The organism is Cetobacterium sp. NK01 (genome assembly GCF_024506395.1).
GTDB classification, from domain to species: Bacteria; Fusobacteriota; Fusobacteriia; order Fusobacteriales; family Fusobacteriaceae; genus Cetobacterium_A; species Cetobacterium_A somerae_A.
Map to the genome: position 1 here is coordinate 625,537 of NZ_JANIBO010000001.1, position 19,704 is coordinate 645,240.

Consider the following 19,704-nt stretch of genomic DNA (forward strand, 5'->3'; position numbering starts at 1 on the left):
CTCCTATTTTTTTATCTCATTTTTATCTATTTTTTTTGAAAGTTTCCATCTATCGTGAAACCACATCCATTGATCTGGATAATTTTTTATTATATTTTCAATAGTACTCATCAGTAATTGAGTATTTTCTTTTACGTCATCTTTAAAAGAGGCAGTTCTTACTAAATCTAACTCTCTTGTAAAATAAGTTGTGCATGTGTTATCTTCATGCATTACATTATACCCTATAACTAAAGGAAAGTTATGTTTTAGAGCTATATTTATAACTCCTGTTGGAGATACAGTTTCCTCTCCAAAAAATTCAACTGTTGATCCTTTATCTCTATGATCTGTAAATAACGCAATTACATTTTTTTCTTCTATTTGTTCCAATAACTCTCTTGATGTTTGTTTAGATTTCTTTAATAAAGTTACATTGAGTTGTTTTCTAGCTTCTGTTATAAATTTATCAATATACGGATTTCTTTGAGCTTTAGCTACTGTTACAATTCTATAGGTTTCTCCCGCTTTTAAACTAGCTTCCATATTTCCCATATGAATAAGAGCTACTACTATACCATTTCCTCTCTCTTTTATTGAAACTACTCTATTAAAATCTTCTAAATCAACATTTGTTTTTAAGTAGTCTTCAAACCATAAGGTTGAAAGAAATGCTTTTGACATTATTTTATATGATTCTTTTGCTATTTTTTTTCTCTCATCATACGTCTTATCTGGAAAAGCTAGTTTTAAATTTGCCAATGCTATTAATCTTCTTTTTTTTATAAGATAATATCCTATAATTCCTAACTTTTCAGCAAATTTAAATCTTGTTTTTTCTGAAAATAAAAGTAAAATACGCCGAAAAATTTTAAATATAAAAAACTGAAATTTATACATTCTTTTTATCACCTATCTCAATTAATTTAACAAATTTATTATATCATAGAATAAAAAGTTATGCTATTTTTATAACAAAGGGTGAGCTCTCGCTCACCCTTTTAAAATACTATAACCATTACATTTTCATCTGGTCTTTGTTCATTAGATTTTCTATTAACTTTTCCATTAGTTACCCAATCAAAAAGAAACTTAATATGTGATTCCATATTTCTAATACATTTTCTAGTTCCTTCAACTGTTCCTAATGTTCCATCTTTCTCTCTTAAGAAAAAGTCTCTATTTATATTTTCTTCAAAGTTAATTGGAGTCCCGTGAATATATCCACCACCAGAAAAACGTATTGCATATTTAGCCATTCCAGCAGCATTATTATATTCATCTCTATAACCCATCTCATATTTTAAAACTGGCACAATGAAATATCCTCTTGGCGTATCAAATCCTAAAGTACTTTCCATTCCAGTTTTATTTAAAGTATAAGATATTAACTCCCATTGCCCTTCAGAATTCTTCTGAAATATTCCCTGATTCTCATTTTCTAAATCAATAACAATAGCTTTTCTAAAGTTTGCATTAACAGCTGGATATCTTGTAATGACATTTTTACTAACTTTTAATGGTTTTTCAGCAATTGAAAGCGCATTAACATAAACATCATTTCCTTTTGTTGATTCAACTGACATTAAAGATCTATCTGGTATAAATATTGTTTCTCCGTTATAGTTCGCTCTTGCATTTTGATCTGCTGAAACTCCATATTTATCCTTTATTCTACTCATATTCTGATTACTTGGATTTGGAACATATGTATTTATAGATACTAATTCCTTACCTTTTGCTGACTCAGATTGTAAAAATTGTGTCAACTTGTGAACTTTATTGTTCATCTCTTCAAATCTGAATCTTCTTAATGTAACTAGCATTGCAGAAATATATCCTTGAACTTTATTTCCATTTCTGTCTTTTAGCTCAACTTTATACCACTCATTTCCATTAGACTCAACTTTTTCTATAACTTTTAGTTTTGTATTAAAAGGAAATCTTACAATTTCTTTTGAGTATATCGACGAATCCTCTCTTATAGGAGCATCTACACTTTTTATAAAGACATAGTTTAAATATTCTGGTTCAGCCTCGTTATTCATTATATTTACGTGAACACTCATTGGTATTACGTTTTCGTACTTTTCTTTTAATTTTTTAGTAACTGCATGAAGTGGCTGCGATAAAAAAGTAAGTCCAAATACCATAATCCCCAAAGAGATTAATTTGCTTTTTTTCATTATAACCCACCTATTTTAATTTTGATTCCATAAGCTCTGTAACTATCTTCGGATTTGCTTTTCCTTTTGATAATTTCATAACTTGTCCTATTAATCCCTTTAAAACTCTTGGCTTTCTACCTTCATCTGAGTTTTTAAAGTCTTCTACCATCTTAGGATTATCTGATAAAACTTGGTTTACTATTCCTTCTATTTCTCCTAAGTCAACAACTTGTACCATACCTTCTTCTTTTACAATAACTTCAGGATCTCTACTGTCATTTAATTTTATAGTAAATAATTCCTTAGCTATTTTCGATGAAATTATATCTTTTTGAATTAGATTTATTATCTTTCCTAAATCTTCTGAAGATATTTTAGACTCTTCAATCGTTTTTCCACTTTCCTTCAGCTCTCTTAAAACTTCAGTCATTATCCAGTTTGATGAAAGTTTAGCATTATTAGTAACTTTTACCACTCTTTCAAAATAGTCAGCTAACTCAATCTCATCTGTTAATATATTTGCATCATATTCTGGCAATGCATAAGTTTCAATAAATCTTTTTAATTTTTCCGATTTTGATTCAGGCATTAATTCTTTTACTCTTTCAATTTCTTCATCTTTTATAACAAGCTTTGGAAGATCTGGTTCAGCAAAGTATCTATAGTCCATTGCATCCTCTTTGCTTCTCATTATTCTTGTTACTTGAGCATCATCATCCCAAAGTCTAGTTTCTTGATCAATAGTTCCACCGTTTTCGATAGCCTCAATCTGTCTTCCTATCTCATAGTCAATAGCTCTTGCAACTGCTTTAAATGAGTTTAAGTTTTTTACTTCAACTCTTGTACCAAAAACTTTACTTCCTTTTTCCATAACAGATATATTTGCATCACATCTTAGAGATCCTAATTCCATTGATACATCACTTATTCCAGTATATTTTATTGTACTTTTTAAAAGGTTTAAATACTCATAAGCTTCTTCAGAACTTCTTAAATCTGGTTCAGATATTATTTCTAAAAGAGGCATTGATGCTCTATTGAAGTTTATTAATGATTCAGACCCTGCATGTATAGATTTTCCTGCATCCTCTTCTATTTGTATTCTAGTAATTCCAACAGTGAACTCTCTACCTGAATTTAACTTTACATCTAAAAATCCTTTTTCACAATATGGTTTTTCAAATTGAGTAATTTGATAATTTTTAGGAGTATCTGGGTAGAAATAATTTTTTCTATCAAATCCACTTACATTATTGATTTTACAATTTAAAGCTAATGCCGCTTTTACAGCATATTCAACTACTTTTTTATTTAACTTTGGTAACGCTCCTGGATGTCCTAAACATATTGGACATGTATGCGTATTTGTTGGTGAATTATCATAGTCTGCACTACATCCACACCAAACTTTTGTTCCTGTTTTTAATTGAAGGTGTACTTCAAGTCCTATTACCGATTCCCACTGTCTCGCCATTACACTCTCTCCTTTATCGCTTTTTCAAAAGCATCTCCTGCTTTTAAGATATCTTTTTCTCCAAATGCTTTTCCTAATAATTGTATTCCAACTGGTAATCCTTCAGTCATTCCTGCTGGTATTGAAATTCCTGGTATTCCTGCTAGGTTTGCTGGTATCGTAAAGATATCCTCTAAGTATAACTCTACTGGAGTCTTTTTAGCATCCAATCTAAAAGCAGGTCCTGGTGTTACTGGAGTGAATATAATATCAACCTTTTCAAAAGCTTTATCAAAGTCATTTTTTATTAATCTTCTAACTTTTTGAGCCTTCTTAAAATATGCATCAAAGAATCCAGCACTTAAAACATATGTTCCTATCATAATTCTTCTTTTTACTTCATCTCCAAATCCTTCACTTCTAGATTTTGTATATAACTCATCTATATTTGAAGCATTTTTTGTTCTATGTCCATATCTAACACCATCGAATCTAGCTAAATTTGAACTAGCTTCTGCTGGAGCTAATACATAGTATGTCGGAGCTGCATATTTTGTATGTGGTAATGATATTTCTACTATCTCTGCACCTAAAGATTTAAAAGTTTCTAAAGCTTCATCTACAACCTTTTTTACTCCTGGATTTAGTCCCTCTATGAAGTATTCTTTCGGCACACCAATCTTCATTCCTTTTATATCTCCAGTTAAATAATCTAAATAATTTGGAACTTCTACTTCTTCAACTGTAGAATCATAATCATCTACTCCTGCTAATGTATTTAAAGCTAAAGCTACATCTTTAACCGTTTTAGCAAATGGACCAATCTGATCTAGAGATGAGGCAAATGCCATAAGACCATATCTAGAAATTCTTCCATAAGTTGGTTTTAATCCAACTACTCCACAAAATGATGCTGGTTGTCTAATACTTCCACCTGTATCTGACCCTAGAGATATATAACATTGGTTTGAAGCAACTGATGTAGCTCCTCCTCCACTACTCCCTCCAGGAACTCTATCTAAATCCCAAGGGTTTTTAGTTGTTTTTTCATAAGCAGATGTTGTTGTTGTTGAACCCATAGCGAATTCGTCCATGTTTGTTTTTCCTATTATTATTGCATCTGCATCTTTTAATTTTTTTACAACTGTAGCGTCATATATTCCTTCATATCCTTCTAATATCTTAGAAGCTGATTGTGATGGTTCTCCAATTGATACCATGTTATCTTTTATGGCTACTGGAATTCCTGCTAAAGCTCCTACAGTTTCTCCATTTTGTATTTTATAATCAACGGCTTTTGCTTCTTCTATCGCTTTTTCTTTTCTAAGAGATACAAAACTTCCAATCTCACCATCAGTTTCTTCTATTCTATCAAAAATAGCTTTAACAACCTCTTCAGATGTTAATTCTCTATTTAATATTTTTTCTTTTATTTCAAAAGCTGTTAACTCGTATATCTTTTTCACAGAAAAATCCTCCTTTAAAATTTATTCTCCAACTACCTTAGGTACTATTAGTGCTCCATCCTCTGAAGCAGGTGCATTTTTCATAGCTTCCTGAACAGTTAAAGACTCTCTTATTATATCTTCTCTTAACTTAACTCCAGTTTCATGAATTTGTACTAATGGTTCAACCTCATCAGTATTTATTTCACCTAAAACATCTATATACTCTAATATATTATTTAGGTCTGCTTGGAATCTTGTAATTTCCTCTTCATTAAATTCTAATCTTGCCAATTTAGCTACATTCAGAACCTCTTCTTTTGTTAAAGACATATATCTTCCTCCTATATTCTATAATGATTTTAAATACTTTATCTCTTGAGAAGTTAATTTTCTATACTTCCCTATTTCTAAATTTCCTAAATTTATTTTCCCAATAGCTTCTCTTCTTAAATAAACTACTGGATGTTTAACAGCATCAAACATTCTTCTAACTTGACGATTTTTTCCCTCTCTTATAGCTATTATAACTTCACTTCTTCCTTGAGCTCTCTTTAATATCTTTGTCTTAGCAGGTAATGTTTGCCCATCTTCTAAGTTTATACCTTTTGCTAATTTTGAAAGATCTTTATCTCTTATTTCACCTTTTACAATTGCAAAATATTCCTTATAAACTTCTCCTTTTGGATGTATAACTTTATTAAAGATATCTCCATCATTTGTCAAGATTATAGCTCCTTCTGTGTCAGCATCTAATCTTCCTATTGGATATAATCTTTCTTTAGTATCTATTAAATCTGTAACTGTCTTTCTTCCTCTATCATCTTTTGAAGCACTTAAAACACCTTTGGGTTTATTTAGCAAAAAATAAACTTTATTTTCTGATTTTGGTTTTTCAAATAGCTGTCCCTTTATATAGATCTTATCCTTATCCGTAACTTTTTGTCCTGGTGTCACATCTAAACCATTTACTTTTATATCACCATTCTCAACAAGCTTATCTATCTCTCTTCTAGATGCATATCCATTTTGAGCAAGATATTTATTTATTCTCATTGCTTCCATTTAATTTCTCCTTCATATCTTCATATTGTGGTAATTCTTCTACTGATGAAATTCCTAAATAACCTAAAAATTTATCTGTTATCTCATATAGGTTAGGTCTTCCTATACTCTCTTTTTTTCCGCATATACGAACAAACTTTCTCTCTTCTAAAGTTTGAATAACTCTATCGGTTGAAACTCCTCTAACAGCCTCGATTTCACTCTTAGTTATAGGTTGACGATAAGCTATTATTGAAAGAGTTTCCAAAGCTGCATTAGATAGTTTTTTAGGTTTTACATCTTGTTTAAAATATGTATTTACTATCTCTCCACATCTAGGATTTGTTATTAAATAAACAACTTCTTGATCTATCTCAAGATTTATTCCCGTATTAAAACGTTCTCTTTTTAAAATTTCTAAAATTTCTAAAATTTTTTCTATAGATACTGAAAAAAATTTACTCAAATCTCTTATCTTTATTTCATCTCCACCTAATAGTAGTATAGATTCTATTTGTTCTTTTATTCCTATTGTATCATTTTTTATCATATTAATCCCCTATATTGTATATTTCTTAAATATAAGTAAGTTTCTTCTAACTCTGTTCCCGTATAATTTTTGTCTGAATTTATGAAGTAATCTATATTATAAAATATTTTATCACTCTCAACTATATTATTATTTTCATATAATAATAATGCTAATCTTAAATTAGCAATTTTATTTATAATACCTTTTTCTTGCAGTAATCCAAATCTATTTTTAGTATTTCTTAAAAGATACTCTATATTTTTATTTCTTACATTTTCCGGTAGTATTTTTAAATATTCAATATATTCATAGTTTTTAATTATTCCTGAACTATTCAAAATAGAGTGCCCTATACTTAAACTTAATTCTTTTTTTAATAGTTCAATATCATCTATATATATTTTATTTAATTGAAGCTCCTCTAACTTTGACAATAAATCATAAAATATTACACTGTTCTCTAACCAATTACCTTCTTTATTTAATATACTTGTATAATATTTTTTCATTTCTACCTTTAAATTCGAAAGATTACCTATAATTATTTGATCTTGATTTATTTTTTTATTCTTCAACTCGCATAACTGTATATAAAAATAATATGTATATATATTTTGAACACTATCATCCCTATAAAAATTAAATTCAGGTATTAACTCTTCTTTATTTAATATACCATTTAAATATATTACTTTCAATTGTTCCATGTACTTAACTCTACTCATGTTCATATTTAATATACTTTGAGCATAATTTCCAATTGATAAGAGGTATAATTTTTTTATTTGATCAACAACATTTTCTTTTAAAAAATAATATTTTTTATTAAAGTTTTTCCAGAATGTTTTTTCCATGCTAAAAATCTCTAAAAATGAATATTTTTTTAAAGTTGGACTTTTTTTATTAAACACAATTTTTAAAAAATCATTTTTTTTTTCTTGGGAAATGTTTTTTACTAAATACAATCGCTCATTTAATCCTTTTAGTAGAGTATTTTCTAAAACTTTCACTTTAAAATTTTCAAAGTCATTTTCTGTTGCCACAAGAATTTGTGAGTCTTTATCTTTTGAAATATTAATCATATCATACTTATAATACTCATCTTTATTTTCAATATTACCTTCTAATATTAAAGGTGAAAACTTATATACTAACTTATATGGATTTTTCCATCTTATTTTCTCTAAATTTGTGTAAATATATAGCGTATCCCTATCATTATTTGAAGGAATTACATACGTTTCTAAAATTTCACCATTTATATTACTTTTTAGGTAGAAAATATTTGTTCCATCTATAAATTTTGTTTCTGTATAATAATTTCTCGCTCTATATATCTTATAATCTTTTATCAATAATATTTGTAAATTTGATAATATGTCATTTTTAGATTGCTTAACATGTAGATCTTTTAAAATATTATTTTTCCCATCATAAAAAAGAGCTATCTCACCATTGGTGATGAGATAGTCTGCCTTTAATATTGAAAATACAAATATAAATAATAGTGTTATTTTTTTCATAATTTCCTCTTTTAATAATCGCTTTCAGGTGAAATTAAAACTCTCTTATATTTATCAAACTCTTTTAAAAGTTGTTGAATTCCATTAACAACAGCATTTAAAGGATCTTCAGCAACAGTAACTTCTAAACTTAAACTTTCAGCTATTCTTTTATCAATTCCTCTCAACAGAGCTCCACCCCCTGCTAAATAAATACCTTTTCTCTTTATATCAGACGATAGTTCTGGTGGCGTTTTCTCTAAAATACCTTTAATCTCTTCTATCACTTGTACTACAGCTTCTTCTAAAGCCTCTGCAATCTCTGAAGAATATACCTTTACATTCTTAGGTAGTCCGCTTAATGCGTTTCTTCCACTAATTTCTATAAAAATATCTTCTTCTAATTCAGTTACTGCTCCCACTGCTATTTTTATTTCTTCTGCTGTTTTTTCTCCTATAAATAGATTATGTTTTTGTCTAATATAATCTATAATTAATGAATCAAATTTATCTCCAGCTATTTTTAATGATGATGTTTTTACAATACCAGCTAATGATATAACTCCTATTTCAGTAGTTCCTCCCCCTATATCTACCACCATATTTCCTTCAGGTTCAAATATATTTAATCCTATTCCTATTGCAGCAGCCATTGGTTCTTCTATTAAATATGCTTCTCTTGCTCCTGCTTCTCTTGTTACATCCATAACTGCTCTTTTTTCAACTTGAGTTACTCCTGCAGGAACACAAATTATAACTCTTGGACTTGATAAACTTTTCCCTCTATTTACAACTTTATAAAATTCTCTTAACATTTTTTCAGTTATTTCATAATCTGCAATAACTCCATTTTTCAAAGGTCTAATAGCTTCTACGGTATGAGGAGTTCTTCCTATCATTTGCTTTGCTTTATCTCCAACTTCAAAAATCTCTTTTGTTTTAGTATTGATAGCCACTACTGATGGTGCATTCATTATTATCCCTTTATTTTTAACACAGATTAATGTGTTTGAAGTTCCTAAATCTATTCCTAAATCATCTGAAAATATTCCCAAAACTTTTCCAAATATTTTTTTCATTACAACTCTCCTTAAATTAATTTATATTTTACTTAAACTTTCTACTGTTATACCTAATGTATTTAAAGTTTTTATAAAATGATTTATTGGAAACCCCATAATCGAAAAGAAATCTCCATCTATTTTATCTACAAAAATTGATCCTAACCCTTGGATTCCATAAGCTCCTGCTTTATCCATTGGTTCACCACTATCTAAGTACCAATTTATTTCTTTATCACTTATTTTTTTAAAGTAAACTAAACTTTCAACATGATTAGTTATATTTATTTCTTTTTCTAAATTCATAAATGTATAAGCTGTGATTACTTTATGAGTTTTTCCAGAAAGTGATTTTAACATAATTTCGGCATCTTTTCTATCTTTTGGCTTTCCCAAAACTTTTCCATCTATCTCTACTAATGTATCAGCTCCAACAACATATTCTTTGGGATTTTCCAGTGCTACAACTAAAACTTTTTTAAAAGATATATCTTTTATTTGTTCTACAATACTTTCTTTATTACTTATTTCTTCAATTTCTTTACTTTTAATTTGTAATTGAAATCCCAGATGTGTTAATATCTCTTTTCTCCTCGGAGATTTGGATGCTAATATCATTGTCTTCATCTTTCCCTTCTATCTTTTCTTCTTCATGCACTTCTTTATTATCATTCTCTTTTTCAAACACTTCTTTAAAAGTTATCATCTCTAAAGTTGTAATTTCTTCTTTGTATATTGTTTCTGAAATTTGATTATCTGATTCTTCTTCAGTGATTTTTTCTTCATCAATCATGCTTTCTTCTAATATATTTCCCTTTTCTTTTTCTTCGTATATTTTTTGAATATTACAAATTTCATCATATATATCTTTTTCTAATTTAGCTTGCTTTTCTAATCGAATTCGTTCTTCTTTTAATCTTCGTTCCTCTTTTATATGAATAATATACTTTTTGAATAGATTTACAATTGTCATAATCAATCCTCTTACCATTTTTCCACAAATGATGATAAGAGAAATAAAAATCACAAAAATTAAAATTCCTGTAAATACATCAACTCTTATTCGAGAAAATATTTTTAAAAAAGTATACAGTTCAATATATCCTAAGTTAATATTTAACAATCCAACTTGAATAACAAACTCTTGAACTTTTTCTAATGATATTTCTCCCAAATTTTTCAAATTATCTAGCAAATAAAGATATCCCGTAGCAACACCTAAAATGACCATAAAAAATAATCTTGTTTTTAGAACTATTCTTTTATTAGGATTTTGCATACACATAGAAAATCCATATCCTATAAGAAATACCCACAATAATTTTTCATATATTCCAAGGTATTCTTGAATATACAAATATATATTGTTTATTTGCAAAAAGTTAGGATAAAAGTATCCTAAGAAAAAGTAAATCAATAAAATCATGTATATATTTTTAAAACTTAATAACCACTTTATTCTTTTCATTCAAGCACCTTTTATTAAACTTTTTTTCATATTATTGTACCATAGAGATATAGAGTTTTCAAGCAATTAACATTTGAGTAAAAAAAAAAGTAGACTTCTTTGAAGTCTACTGTTATTAGTCATAAAATGGTGCGAGAGGAGGGACTTGAACCCTCACGTCGAAACGCCAGATCCTAAGTCTGGTGCGTCTGCCAATTCCGCCACCCTCGCAGTGGTGCCGCTTATCGGAGTCGAACCAATCACCTACTGATTACAAGTCAGTTGCTCTACCAGATGAGCTAAAGCGGCTTTTATTTACTTTATAAAAAATTAATGGCGGGAGTGACGAGGGTCGAACTCGCGACCTCATGCGTGACAGGCATGCGCTCTAACCAACTGAGCTACACCCCCATTAATGGTGGAAACAACTGGACTTGAACCAGTGACCCCCTGCTTGTAAGGCAGGTGCTCTCCCAACTGAGCTATGCTTCCAAATGGTACCCCGTAGGGGAATCGAACCCCTGTTTATAGAGTGAAAATCTATTGTCCTTACCACTGAACGAACGGGGCAGTGGTAAATGGTGCGTCATACTGGGCTCGAACCAGTGACAACACGATTAAAAGTCGTGTGCTCTACCATCTGAGCTAATGACGCATCTTTGTATGGAGCGGGAGACGAGGGTCGAACTCGCGACATTCAGCTTGGAAGGCTGACGCTCTACCAACTGAGCTACTCCCGCATCACTTACAAAGATATAGTACCACAATTTATACTGTTTGTCAATAAACTTTTTTTATTTTTTTAAAATAATTTTTTCTTTTATATCTCCTTGATTATGAACTCTATCTACTGGAGCTATTTTATAATAATAAGTCTTATTTTTTTCAATATTTTTATCTAAATACTTTAGTCCATATTTTCTTTTTACAGTAGCTAAAAGATACTCAGAATTTTTTTCGTCAAAATCTTTATCTGTACTTCTATATACAGCATAATAATCAGCAAAATTATTAGCTGGATCATCCCAAGTCAAAAGAACTCCCTCTTTTATAATTTTTGCTTTTATATTAGTCACTGGTTTTGGAGCTACAATATCTATCCATGGACTTGTCGGAGGTAATATTTGCGTCTTATAAACTTTTTCTTTTAAATTTGTTTTAATATTCAAGCTATTTTTTTGAATCTTATCAAATCCAAAAAATACACTTCCATGAACATTATCAAAATTTCTATTATACCTTATTTGATCTATAAGTTCATCTTCATTTTTCCAAGCTTTATTGCTTCCTATCTTATAAGCTGCATGACCTATATACAAATGTACATTACTATTCTTAACTTCATTTATCCACCAATTAACTAAAATATCGTACTGAGCAACTTTTAAATTAAAATCCCAATATATTTGTGGAACTATATAATCTATCCATTCATTTTGTATCCATGTTCTTGTATCTGCATATAAAGTATCATAATTTTCTGCACCTGCTCTTGTTGCAGATCCAGTTGAGTCTTTATCGTTGTTTCTCCAAACTCCAAAAGGACTTATTCCAAACTTCACATAAGGCTTTGTCTTCTTTATTTTTTTCGATAATTCCATCACAAAAGTATCTGTATTTTTTCTTCTCCAATCCTCAAGTTTCATTCCTTTTCCATATAGTTTATAAGATTTAGTATCTCCAAAAGGAACAACTTTTTTGTTTTTATCTAACACTGGATATGGATAAAAATAATCATCCATATGAACACCATCTATATTATAATTTTTTACAACATCAACTATAACATCCTCTGTAAACTCCCTAGCTTTTGGATTTCCAGGATCATAATAATATTTGCCACCATATTCAATAACCCAGTTAGGATTTTTTTTAGCTATATGATTTTCAGGAATTTTTTCATTATTTTTTAATGTTATTCTATATGGATTAAACCATGCATGAAATTCTAAATTTCTTTTGTGAGCTTCCTCTACAAAAAATTCTAAAGGATCATATCCTGGATCTTTACCGCTTTCTCCAGTTATATATTTAGACCATGGCTCTTTATTAACTTTTTTATAAAATCTATCTGCTGTAGGTCTTACCTGCATTATTATAGCATTCATATTCAAACTTTTTATCTCATCTAAAATATCAATATACTCTTGCTTTTGTTCTTCAACAGTCAATCCTTGTTTAGAAGGCCAGTTTATATTGTCAACTGTCGCTATCCAAACACCTCTAAACTCTCGCTTATTATCTTTACTAAAACCAAAAGAAAAACTTATTAAAAACACACAAAGTAAAAAAGTTAATTTTTTCATAGAATCACTCCTATCCCTTTATTATTGAAAACTTACCCTTTAGTTCATCCTTTAAAGTACAGATAAAGTCAATTTTATTTCCCATAATTAAAGGGATAATTATCTCTCTTTTATCAATTGTTACTATTCTTATTATAACTTGTAATCTATTTCCTTTTCCTACTACTCCTTCTTTCATAGTACATGTATCTATTTCATCAAAAGATAGATTCAATCCTTGACCTAAAATCTTTTTATTTTCACAATCTAAAATTATTTTATATTTAAAAAGATTTTTTAAATGTTTAAATCCTAAAAACAATAGTAATGCAGCTATTCCTATATATGGTATACTAAAATTCTTTGTATATCCTATATATCCTTGAAGAGCTCCAATTAATATAAGTGGTACTCCTGTTCCTAACCATACAATCATTTTTTTACCTTCAAGCCTATACTTCTTTAATGGTTTATATTGTACTTTTGTCTTTTCTATTTTTTTTATAAAATCATCATAAAAAAACATTTATCCTCCTCATTTAATAATGAAGAAAAGTAGAGAATATTCTCTACTTTTCTATTCAATTATTATTTAATTATTTTACTAATTCCATTATATCTTCAGGTTTATAATCTAGGTTATGAACAGCATTTATATATCTAACTGTTTTACTTTTTCCTCTTATAACTAAAGTTTGAGTTCTAGCTATATTCCCTTTTCTTTTTACACCTTCTAAAAGATCTCCACTTGTTATTCCTGTTGCTGAGAAAATAACTTCATCATCTTTTACAAGATCATCCATTTTTAAAACATCTCCTACTCTTAGACCCATCTCTTCACATCTAGACTTTTCATATGCAGATATTTTATCATTTTCCAATGACACACCTTTTACTTCACTTCTTAATTTTAATCTAGCTTGCATATCTCCACCTAAAGCCTTGATTACAGCAGCTGATATAACACCTTCTGGAGCTCCACCTATACCGTAAAGCACATCTACATCTGAATCTACAACTGATGTTAGTATTGATCCTGCTACATCTCCATCTGGCAAAGCATAAACTTTAATATTTAAATCTTGTAAATCTTTTATTATAGTTTTATGTCTTGGTTTGTCTAATACTACTACAGTTAACTCATTTAATGGTTTATTTAAGGCTTTACATATATTATCTATATTTTCCATTAAAGGTTTTGATAAATCAATTACACCTTTTGCTTCAGGTCCTACTATTAATTTTTCCATATACATATCTGGAGCTTTTAAAAAGCTACCTTTATTCCCTACTGCTAAAACTGCAATTGCATTAGCTTGACCTTGTGCTGTCATTCTTGTTCCTTCAACTGGATCTACAGCGATATCCACTTGTGAATATCTTTCTTTATCAGGAGAATCTATTCCTACCTTTTCACCGATGTATAACATAGGAGCTTCATCAATCTCTCCCTCTCCTATTACAATCTCCCCTTGAATTTTTATCCCATTTAGTACAGTTCTCATAGCGTCTACCGCTGCTTGATCTGCTGCCTCCTTATCTCCTCTACCTACCCATTTGTAAGCTGCTAAGGCTGCTGCTTCTGTAACTCTAGCAAACTCTAAAGCTAACTCTCTTTTCATTTTTCCTCCTACTTTGTTTCAATTAATCTATAAATTTTTTCTCCTGGTAAAACCATTTGGAGTTGATTCCTAGCTACTTTTTCTCTGTAAAAGGGATTATTTATATTCTCAATCATTTCATCATATCTAACAATTAAGCTTTCAATCTCTTTTTTTTGTTTAATCTTTATCTCTTGCTCCATTTTTAACTTATCGATTTTAACAAATGATCTAAATATATTTTGTCCTAAAAATGCAAAATGTATAACTAACGGGACTATCCAAAGTAGATTTTTCATTAGTTTTTACCTACCTCTTTTTTCAAAAGTTGTAATTTTTTAGATACCATTCTTTTAGCTACTGGTGATATTTTATCTACAAATAAAATAGCTTCTAAATGGTCATATTCATGTTGAAAAGCTCTTCCTAAAAGTTCTGTTCCCTCTTCTATTACTTCTTCACCCTTTTCATTTAAATACTTTATCTTTACTGTCACTGATCTTTTTACAGGTTTATAAATTCCTGGAACACTTAAACATCCTTCATCTATATTTTCAACAGTATCTGATAACTCTATTAATTCTGGATTTATAATTTTTCTTACAATTCCATCACCAACGTCAATTACAAACATTCTCTTGCTTATTCCAACTTGTGGTGCTGCAAGTCCTACTCCATTAGCTTCGTGCATTGTTTCTACCATATTATCTAAAATTTCAAGTATCTCTGGCGTTATTTCTGTTACTGGTTCAGCTACAGTTCTTAAACATTCATTTCCATATATTTTTATGTCGTATAACATGTATTTTCCTCCAATTCTCTTTTTTTTCAATATATATTATATCATATTAGATTAATCGGGTCTACATCAACAACTATTCTATATTTTTTATTCTCTATTTTTTTCAATTTATTTTCTAAAAATATTTTATACTCATTGATTTCTCTTCTGTCCCCTTTTATAAATATATTACATCTGTATCTTCCTTTTACTTTATAAACTAATGATTTCATAGGTCCATAAAGCTCTACCTTCTTATGTTCAATCTCTTTAAATACCAAATGACAATACTCTTCTAATCCATACTCCTCATTTGAAGATATTCCAATATTTATTATTTTTGAAAACGGTGGATAATAAAGTATCTCTCTTTTCTCTATCTCTTTTTCATAAAAATTTATATAACTATTTTCCTGAATTTTTTCTATTATATAATTTTCAGGTTGATAAGTCTGAATTATAACTTTCCCCTTTTTCTCTCCTCTTCCAGCTCTTCCTGCTACTTGAGTTATCATTTGATATGTTCTTTCACCTGATCTAAAATCAGGGATACTCATAATTGTATCTGCATTTATTACTCCAACTAAAGTTACATTGGGAAAATGTAATCCTCTAGATATCATTTGAGTTCCAATCATAATATCGTATTTACCACCTAAAAAATCATTATACATATTTTCATAAAAATTCTTTTCTTTTGAAACATCTCCATCAACTCTAATTATGTTTACAGGAAATCTTTTTCTAAGTTCCTCTTCTACTCTTTCAACTCCACGTCCACTAAAGGATATATTTTTACTTCCACACTTGGAACAATGACCTAAAAATCTTTTTGATATACCACAATAGTTGCACTTTAAGCTATTATTACTTGCATAATAGTTTAATTTTATAGAACAATGCTCACACTCTTCCATATGTCCACACTCTTGGCATTGAACTAATGTAGAATATCCTTTTCTATTTAGAAGAAGTATTATTTGTTCTTTTCTTAAAAGTGCTCCTCTTATCTCCTCTAAAAGTTTTTCACTGAAAAAGCTATCTTTTTCCTCTTTCATATCCACAATCTCTATCTCTGGTAATTTTGCATCCTTATATCTGTGATCTATCTCAAAAAGTTGAAATATCCCTTTTTTAGCATAGTAGTAACTTTCAATCGATGGTGTTGCTGAACCTAAAACTACTTTTGCATTTTCTAATTCAGCTTTTTTTATAGCTACATACTTCGCATTGTATCTTGGTGTACTATCTTGTTTATAACTATTTTCGTGCTCTTCATCCACAATAATATATTCGAGATTTTTTACAGGAGCAAAAATTGCTGAACGAACTCCTAAAACAACTCTTTTATCACCTGTATATATGCTATACCACTCTTTAGCTCTTTCTATATTAGATAATCTACTATGAAGTATTGCCACCTCTTCTCCAAATTCTTTTTTAAATCTTTTTACCATTTGAGGGGTTAAAGATATTTCTGGAACTAAAAATATTGATCCTTTTCCATTTTCTAAAGCTCTCTTTATAAGTTGTATATATATCTCAGTTTTTCCAGATCCTGTTACTCCTCTTATTAAAAAATGTCTTTTATTTGAAGTTTCAATACCACTTTTTATTCTCTCTTGCTCTGAATTTAATTTAGTATCTTCTTTATATACCTCTTTTTCAATATCTTTTTTCAATTTCTCTTCATTAAAACTTTTTATTTTTCTTTCAAGTATTAATGTTCCGTTCTTCAAATGATTTTCAATAGTTTTTTTGTCAAATTTCTTTTCTAAAGTTACTTTTCCAATTTCTACTCTCTCTTGAAAATATAATTTCAGTTCTAAATCAACATCTTCGACATCTTCTTGAAGACCATACCAACTATCTTGAACTTTTAAATAATTATTATCTAGATATTCCTGTATTTTATTTTTTGAGAATCTATCAACCAATGTTTTTTTTCTGACTAAACTCTTTTTCAAAAAATATTCTAAAATCTCATCTTTAATTAAAGTGCCACTAAGATTTTTAGGTCGATAAATATCCTCATACTTTATTTTTACTCCTGAAGGCACTGCTGTAGAAAAAACTTGATCAAAAGGACTCATATAGTAATCTCTTATCCATAACAACAATTTTATAAATTTTTTAGAAAAACTTAACTCCTCATATAATACTTTTTTTATTTTTAAAACTTTAAAAGTATACTCTTTATCTTTTTCTTCTTCAATAATTAGTCCCACTTTATCCTTATTTCTAAAAGATACCAAGACTCTATCTCCAACGTTTATACTCTCTTCATCACTGGCATAAGTATAGAAATCTTTTGTCTTTTCTATATAGACACTATAATATCTCATTACTTTCTCCTAGTTTAATTTTATTTTTATTTTTTTTATATCTACTAAATCCTTTTGCGGCTCTATACTTTGACTTTCAACTACACCTGTTCCAACTAATTCAATTTCTATATCACTGCCTTTAAATATCTCTATTACTTCTCTAGCACTTAATCCTTTTAAGTCTGGCATTATAAGCAATTCTTCATTATTCTCAACACTTTTTAAACTTTTTTTTCCTTGAACTCTTATATTTTCAATTTTTTGAGAATATATATTTTTTATTTTAGTAACTCTTTTTACAACTTCACCTAAAACTGGTGCTGCTGCTGTTCCTCCATACTTATCGTATAACACATCTCCTTGTGGTTTAAAAAACATTGCTAAAAGTATATATTGTGGTTTATCTACAGGAAAAAATCCCATAACTGATGATAAATATTCATGTTTTACATATCTACCATGCTCACTATACTGAGCAGTTCCAGTTTTACCTCCTATTCTATAATCGTCTACGTGCGCTTTTTTTACTGTTCCTTCTAAAACTGCTAACTCCATTATTGCTCTCATTTCTTTAGAAACCTGATCTGTTAAAACTTTCCTTTTTTCTATAGGTAAATTTCTTCTTATAACTAATCCATCTTTATCAGTTATTTTATCAACTATATATGGTTGATACATTATCCCACCATTAATTACAGCAGAAAATGCCGTTATCATTTGAATAGGAGTTACTGCAATTCCTTGTCCAAAACTCATTGTACTTTTCTTTAGACCATTCCATCTTTTAACAGCTTCTCTTCTTGGTTTTTTTTCATAAGGATAGTCAACTCCAGTTCTATCATATAATCCAAATTTTTCTAAATATTCATCAAATTCTTCATTTGTAAACTTATCACTAATCAATACCATTCCAACATTACTTGATTTTTTTAAAATCTCTTCTGTTGTCAATATACCTTTTACACTTCTACTACTTTCTTTTATAGTATGTTTATATCTTTTAATCGTACCGTCACCTATATCAAAATTAGTATTTCTTCTTATTTTTTTATCTTGCATCGCTGCTGCTATTACTAAAGGTTTAAAAATAGAACCTGGTTCTACTTGAGATTGGAATATTGGATTTGCCACATTTTTCTTATTTTTTCTAAAAAATGATGTTGCTAAAATTTTACCATTATTGGGATCCATCATAACTGCATAAGCTTCTTCGGCATTGGTTTTTTTAAATTGTTTTTCCATTTCATCATTCAATATATATTGTAAATCATTATCTATGGTTAAATATACGTCCATTCCCTCTAGATTAACTTTTGTCCTAGCTCCAGATGTTGGCAAACCAATTCCTAAACTTCTTATACTTGGAATTATTTTTGACGTTTTATCACCTTTTAAATATTTTTCATAAAAAAGTTCTATTCCAAATACCCCTTCTTTCTCAGTTCCTTTTTTAAATCCGATATTTCCTACTAAAAAGAAATATTGATCAGGTTTATAGTATCTTCTCTCTTTCCTTCCACTTAAAAATATAATATTTTTCCCTTTTATTTTATATTTTTCAAGGATTTCTTCAATCTCTTTCTTTTCAACATCATCTATATTTCTATTTAATCTTTTATATATCCTCTCTTCTTTTCCAAGCTTATTTATTGTATTTAAAAGAGGTTTATAATTATCTTTAATATATCTTTTATTTACTAGTTCTTTTAATACTTCAGGAGCAACATCTGATTTTACAAATCTTTTAGGATCTACAGATAATTCATACATATTTATACTATATGCCAGTCCTTTACCTTTAGAGTCGTATATATTTCCTCTTTCTCCCCCTTCCTTTCTTTCAACATTTACTTGTTTATTTACAGCTTCTTTATAATTATTTGAATCAAATAGTTGTATCTGAATCATTCTAAAAATTAAAATAAAAAAACAAAATAAAATTATATCTGATACTATAAAAGATCTTAGTATAAAATTGTTTTTCATTTTTATTTTTTTCCATTTAAAAAAAATATATAAATTATATACTAACATCAATACAACTGCCACTGTTAATAAAAATTTTTTATAGTATAAAGA

18 protein-coding genes and 7 tRNA genes are annotated in these 19,704 nt (G+C 28.7%); all 25 read right to left on the minus strand.

The features are described from left to right. Positions 1-3: 3 nt before the first annotated feature. The 25 genes from NON08_RS03035 to NON08_RS03155 all read right to left on the minus strand — a co-directional run bounded on the left by NON08_RS03035 (position 4) and on the right by NON08_RS03155 (position 19,611). Positions 4-879, minus strand: a complete 876-nt coding sequence (locus NON08_RS03035) for a lysophospholipid acyltransferase family protein (protein WP_256690029.1) — start codon at positions 877-879, stop codon at positions 4-6. A 101-nt stretch (positions 880-980) separates the two neighbouring features. Then, positions 981-2,165 (minus strand): L,D-transpeptidase family protein, encoded by a 1,185-nt coding sequence (locus NON08_RS03040; RefSeq protein WP_256690030.1) that lies wholly within the window; start codon positions 2,163-2,165, stop codon positions 981-983. A gap of 10 nt (positions 2,166-2,175) precedes the next feature. Then, the gene (gene gatB, locus NON08_RS03045) at positions 2,176-3,621 is read right to left on the minus strand and encodes an Asp-tRNA(Asn)/Glu-tRNA(Gln) amidotransferase subunit GatB (RefSeq protein WP_256690031.1); all 1,446 of its coding nucleotides are present in this window, start codon (positions 3,619-3,621) and stop codon (positions 2,176-2,178) included. Further along, positions 3,621-5,066 (minus strand): Asp-tRNA(Asn)/Glu-tRNA(Gln) amidotransferase subunit GatA, encoded by a 1,446-nt coding sequence (gatA, locus tag NON08_RS03050; protein ID WP_023050156.1) that lies wholly within the window; start codon positions 5,064-5,066, stop codon positions 3,621-3,623. Before gatA ends, gatB begins: the two co-directional genes overlap by 1 nt. 21 nt (positions 5,067-5,087) lie before the next feature. Continuing rightward, the gene (gatC, locus tag NON08_RS03055; protein WP_256690032.1) at positions 5,088-5,378 is read right to left on the minus strand and encodes an Asp-tRNA(Asn)/Glu-tRNA(Gln) amidotransferase subunit GatC; all 291 of its coding nucleotides are present in this window, start codon (positions 5,376-5,378) and stop codon (positions 5,088-5,090) included. Between the two features lie 18 nt (positions 5,379-5,396). Further along, positions 5,397-6,101, minus strand: coding sequence for a pseudouridine synthase (locus NON08_RS03060; protein WP_256691217.1), 705 nt, complete (start codon positions 6,099-6,101; stop codon positions 5,397-5,399). Beyond that, the gene (gene scpB, locus NON08_RS03065) at positions 6,088-6,621 is read right to left on the minus strand and encodes an SMC-Scp complex subunit ScpB (protein WP_256691218.1); all 534 of its coding nucleotides are present in this window, start codon (positions 6,619-6,621) and stop codon (positions 6,088-6,090) included. The genes NON08_RS03060 and scpB overlap by 14 nt, the downstream gene beginning before the upstream one ends. A 14-nt stretch (positions 6,622-6,635) precedes the next feature. Next, positions 6,636-8,144 (minus strand): hypothetical protein, encoded by a 1,509-nt coding sequence (locus tag NON08_RS03070; RefSeq protein WP_256690033.1) that lies wholly within the window; start codon positions 8,142-8,144, stop codon positions 6,636-6,638. Between the two features lie 11 nt (positions 8,145-8,155). Next, positions 8,156-9,202 carry a rod shape-determining protein gene (locus NON08_RS03075; RefSeq protein WP_256690034.1) on the minus strand — a complete coding sequence of 349 codons (1,047 nt, stop codon included), beginning with the start codon at positions 9,200-9,202 and terminating at the stop codon, positions 8,156-8,158. A gap of 21 nt (positions 9,203-9,223) precedes the next feature. Beyond that, the gene (locus NON08_RS03080) at positions 9,224-9,802 is read right to left on the minus strand and encodes a Maf family protein (protein WP_256690035.1); all 579 of its coding nucleotides are present in this window, start codon (positions 9,800-9,802) and stop codon (positions 9,224-9,226) included. Further along, complete coding sequence (locus NON08_RS03085; protein WP_256690036.1) at positions 9,732-10,652, minus strand: hypothetical protein; 921 nt, start codon at positions 10,650-10,652, stop codon at positions 9,732-9,734. The genes NON08_RS03080 and NON08_RS03085 overlap by 71 nt, the downstream gene beginning before the upstream one ends. A gap of 127 nt (positions 10,653-10,779) precedes the next feature. After that, positions 10,780-10,862, minus strand: a tRNA-Leu gene (locus NON08_RS03090). Positions 10,863-10,864: 2 nt separating this feature from the next. After that, positions 10,865-10,940: transfer RNA gene (locus NON08_RS03095), tRNA-Thr, on the minus strand. 25 nt (positions 10,941-10,965) lie between these two features. Continuing rightward, positions 10,966-11,042, minus strand: a tRNA-Asp gene (locus tag NON08_RS03100). Positions 11,043-11,047: 5 nt separating this feature from the next. Continuing rightward, a tRNA-Val gene (locus NON08_RS03105) sits at positions 11,048-11,123 on the minus strand. Between the two features lie 3 nt (positions 11,124-11,126). Then, a tRNA-Glu gene (locus NON08_RS03110) sits at positions 11,127-11,201 on the minus strand. A gap of 9 nt (positions 11,202-11,210) precedes the next feature. Continuing rightward, positions 11,211-11,286, minus strand: a tRNA-Lys gene (locus NON08_RS03115). Positions 11,287-11,295: 9 nt separating this feature from the next. Next, positions 11,296-11,371: transfer RNA gene (locus tag NON08_RS03120), tRNA-Gly, on the minus strand. Positions 11,372-11,425: 54 nt separating this feature from the next. Beyond that, positions 11,426-12,937 (minus strand): glycoside hydrolase family 10 protein, encoded by a 1,512-nt coding sequence (locus NON08_RS03125; protein WP_256690037.1) that lies wholly within the window; start codon positions 12,935-12,937, stop codon positions 11,426-11,428. Between the two features lie 10 nt (positions 12,938-12,947). Continuing rightward, positions 12,948-13,442 carry a hypothetical protein gene (locus NON08_RS03130; protein WP_256690038.1) on the minus strand — a complete coding sequence of 165 codons (495 nt, stop codon included), beginning with the start codon at positions 13,440-13,442 and terminating at the stop codon, positions 12,948-12,950. A gap of 70 nt (positions 13,443-13,512) precedes the next feature. Beyond that, entirely contained in the window at positions 13,513-14,538 is a 1,026-nt protein-coding gene (glpX, locus tag NON08_RS03135) for a class II fructose-bisphosphatase (protein ID WP_023051419.1), read from the minus strand. A gap of 8 nt (positions 14,539-14,546) precedes the next feature. Beyond that, on the minus strand, positions 14,547-14,816 hold the full coding sequence (locus tag NON08_RS03140; RefSeq protein WP_023051418.1) for a septum formation initiator family protein: 270 nt from the start codon (positions 14,814-14,816) through the stop codon (positions 14,547-14,549). Further along, positions 14,816-15,319, minus strand: a complete 504-nt coding sequence (def, locus tag NON08_RS03145; RefSeq protein ID WP_040407719.1) for a peptide deformylase — start codon at positions 15,317-15,319, stop codon at positions 14,816-14,818. Before def ends, NON08_RS03140 begins: the two co-directional genes overlap by 1 nt. A 41-nt stretch (positions 15,320-15,360) precedes the next feature. Continuing rightward, complete coding sequence (gene priA, locus NON08_RS03150) at positions 15,361-17,643, minus strand: primosomal protein N' (protein ID WP_256690039.1); 2,283 nt, start codon at positions 17,641-17,643, stop codon at positions 15,361-15,363. Positions 17,644-17,652: 9 nt separating this feature from the next. Beyond that, positions 17,653-19,611: a penicillin-binding protein gene (locus NON08_RS03155; protein ID WP_256690040.1), complete on the minus strand. Its 1,959-nt coding sequence runs from the start codon at positions 19,609-19,611 to the stop codon at positions 17,653-17,655. Positions 19,612-19,704 lie beyond the last annotated feature (93 nt).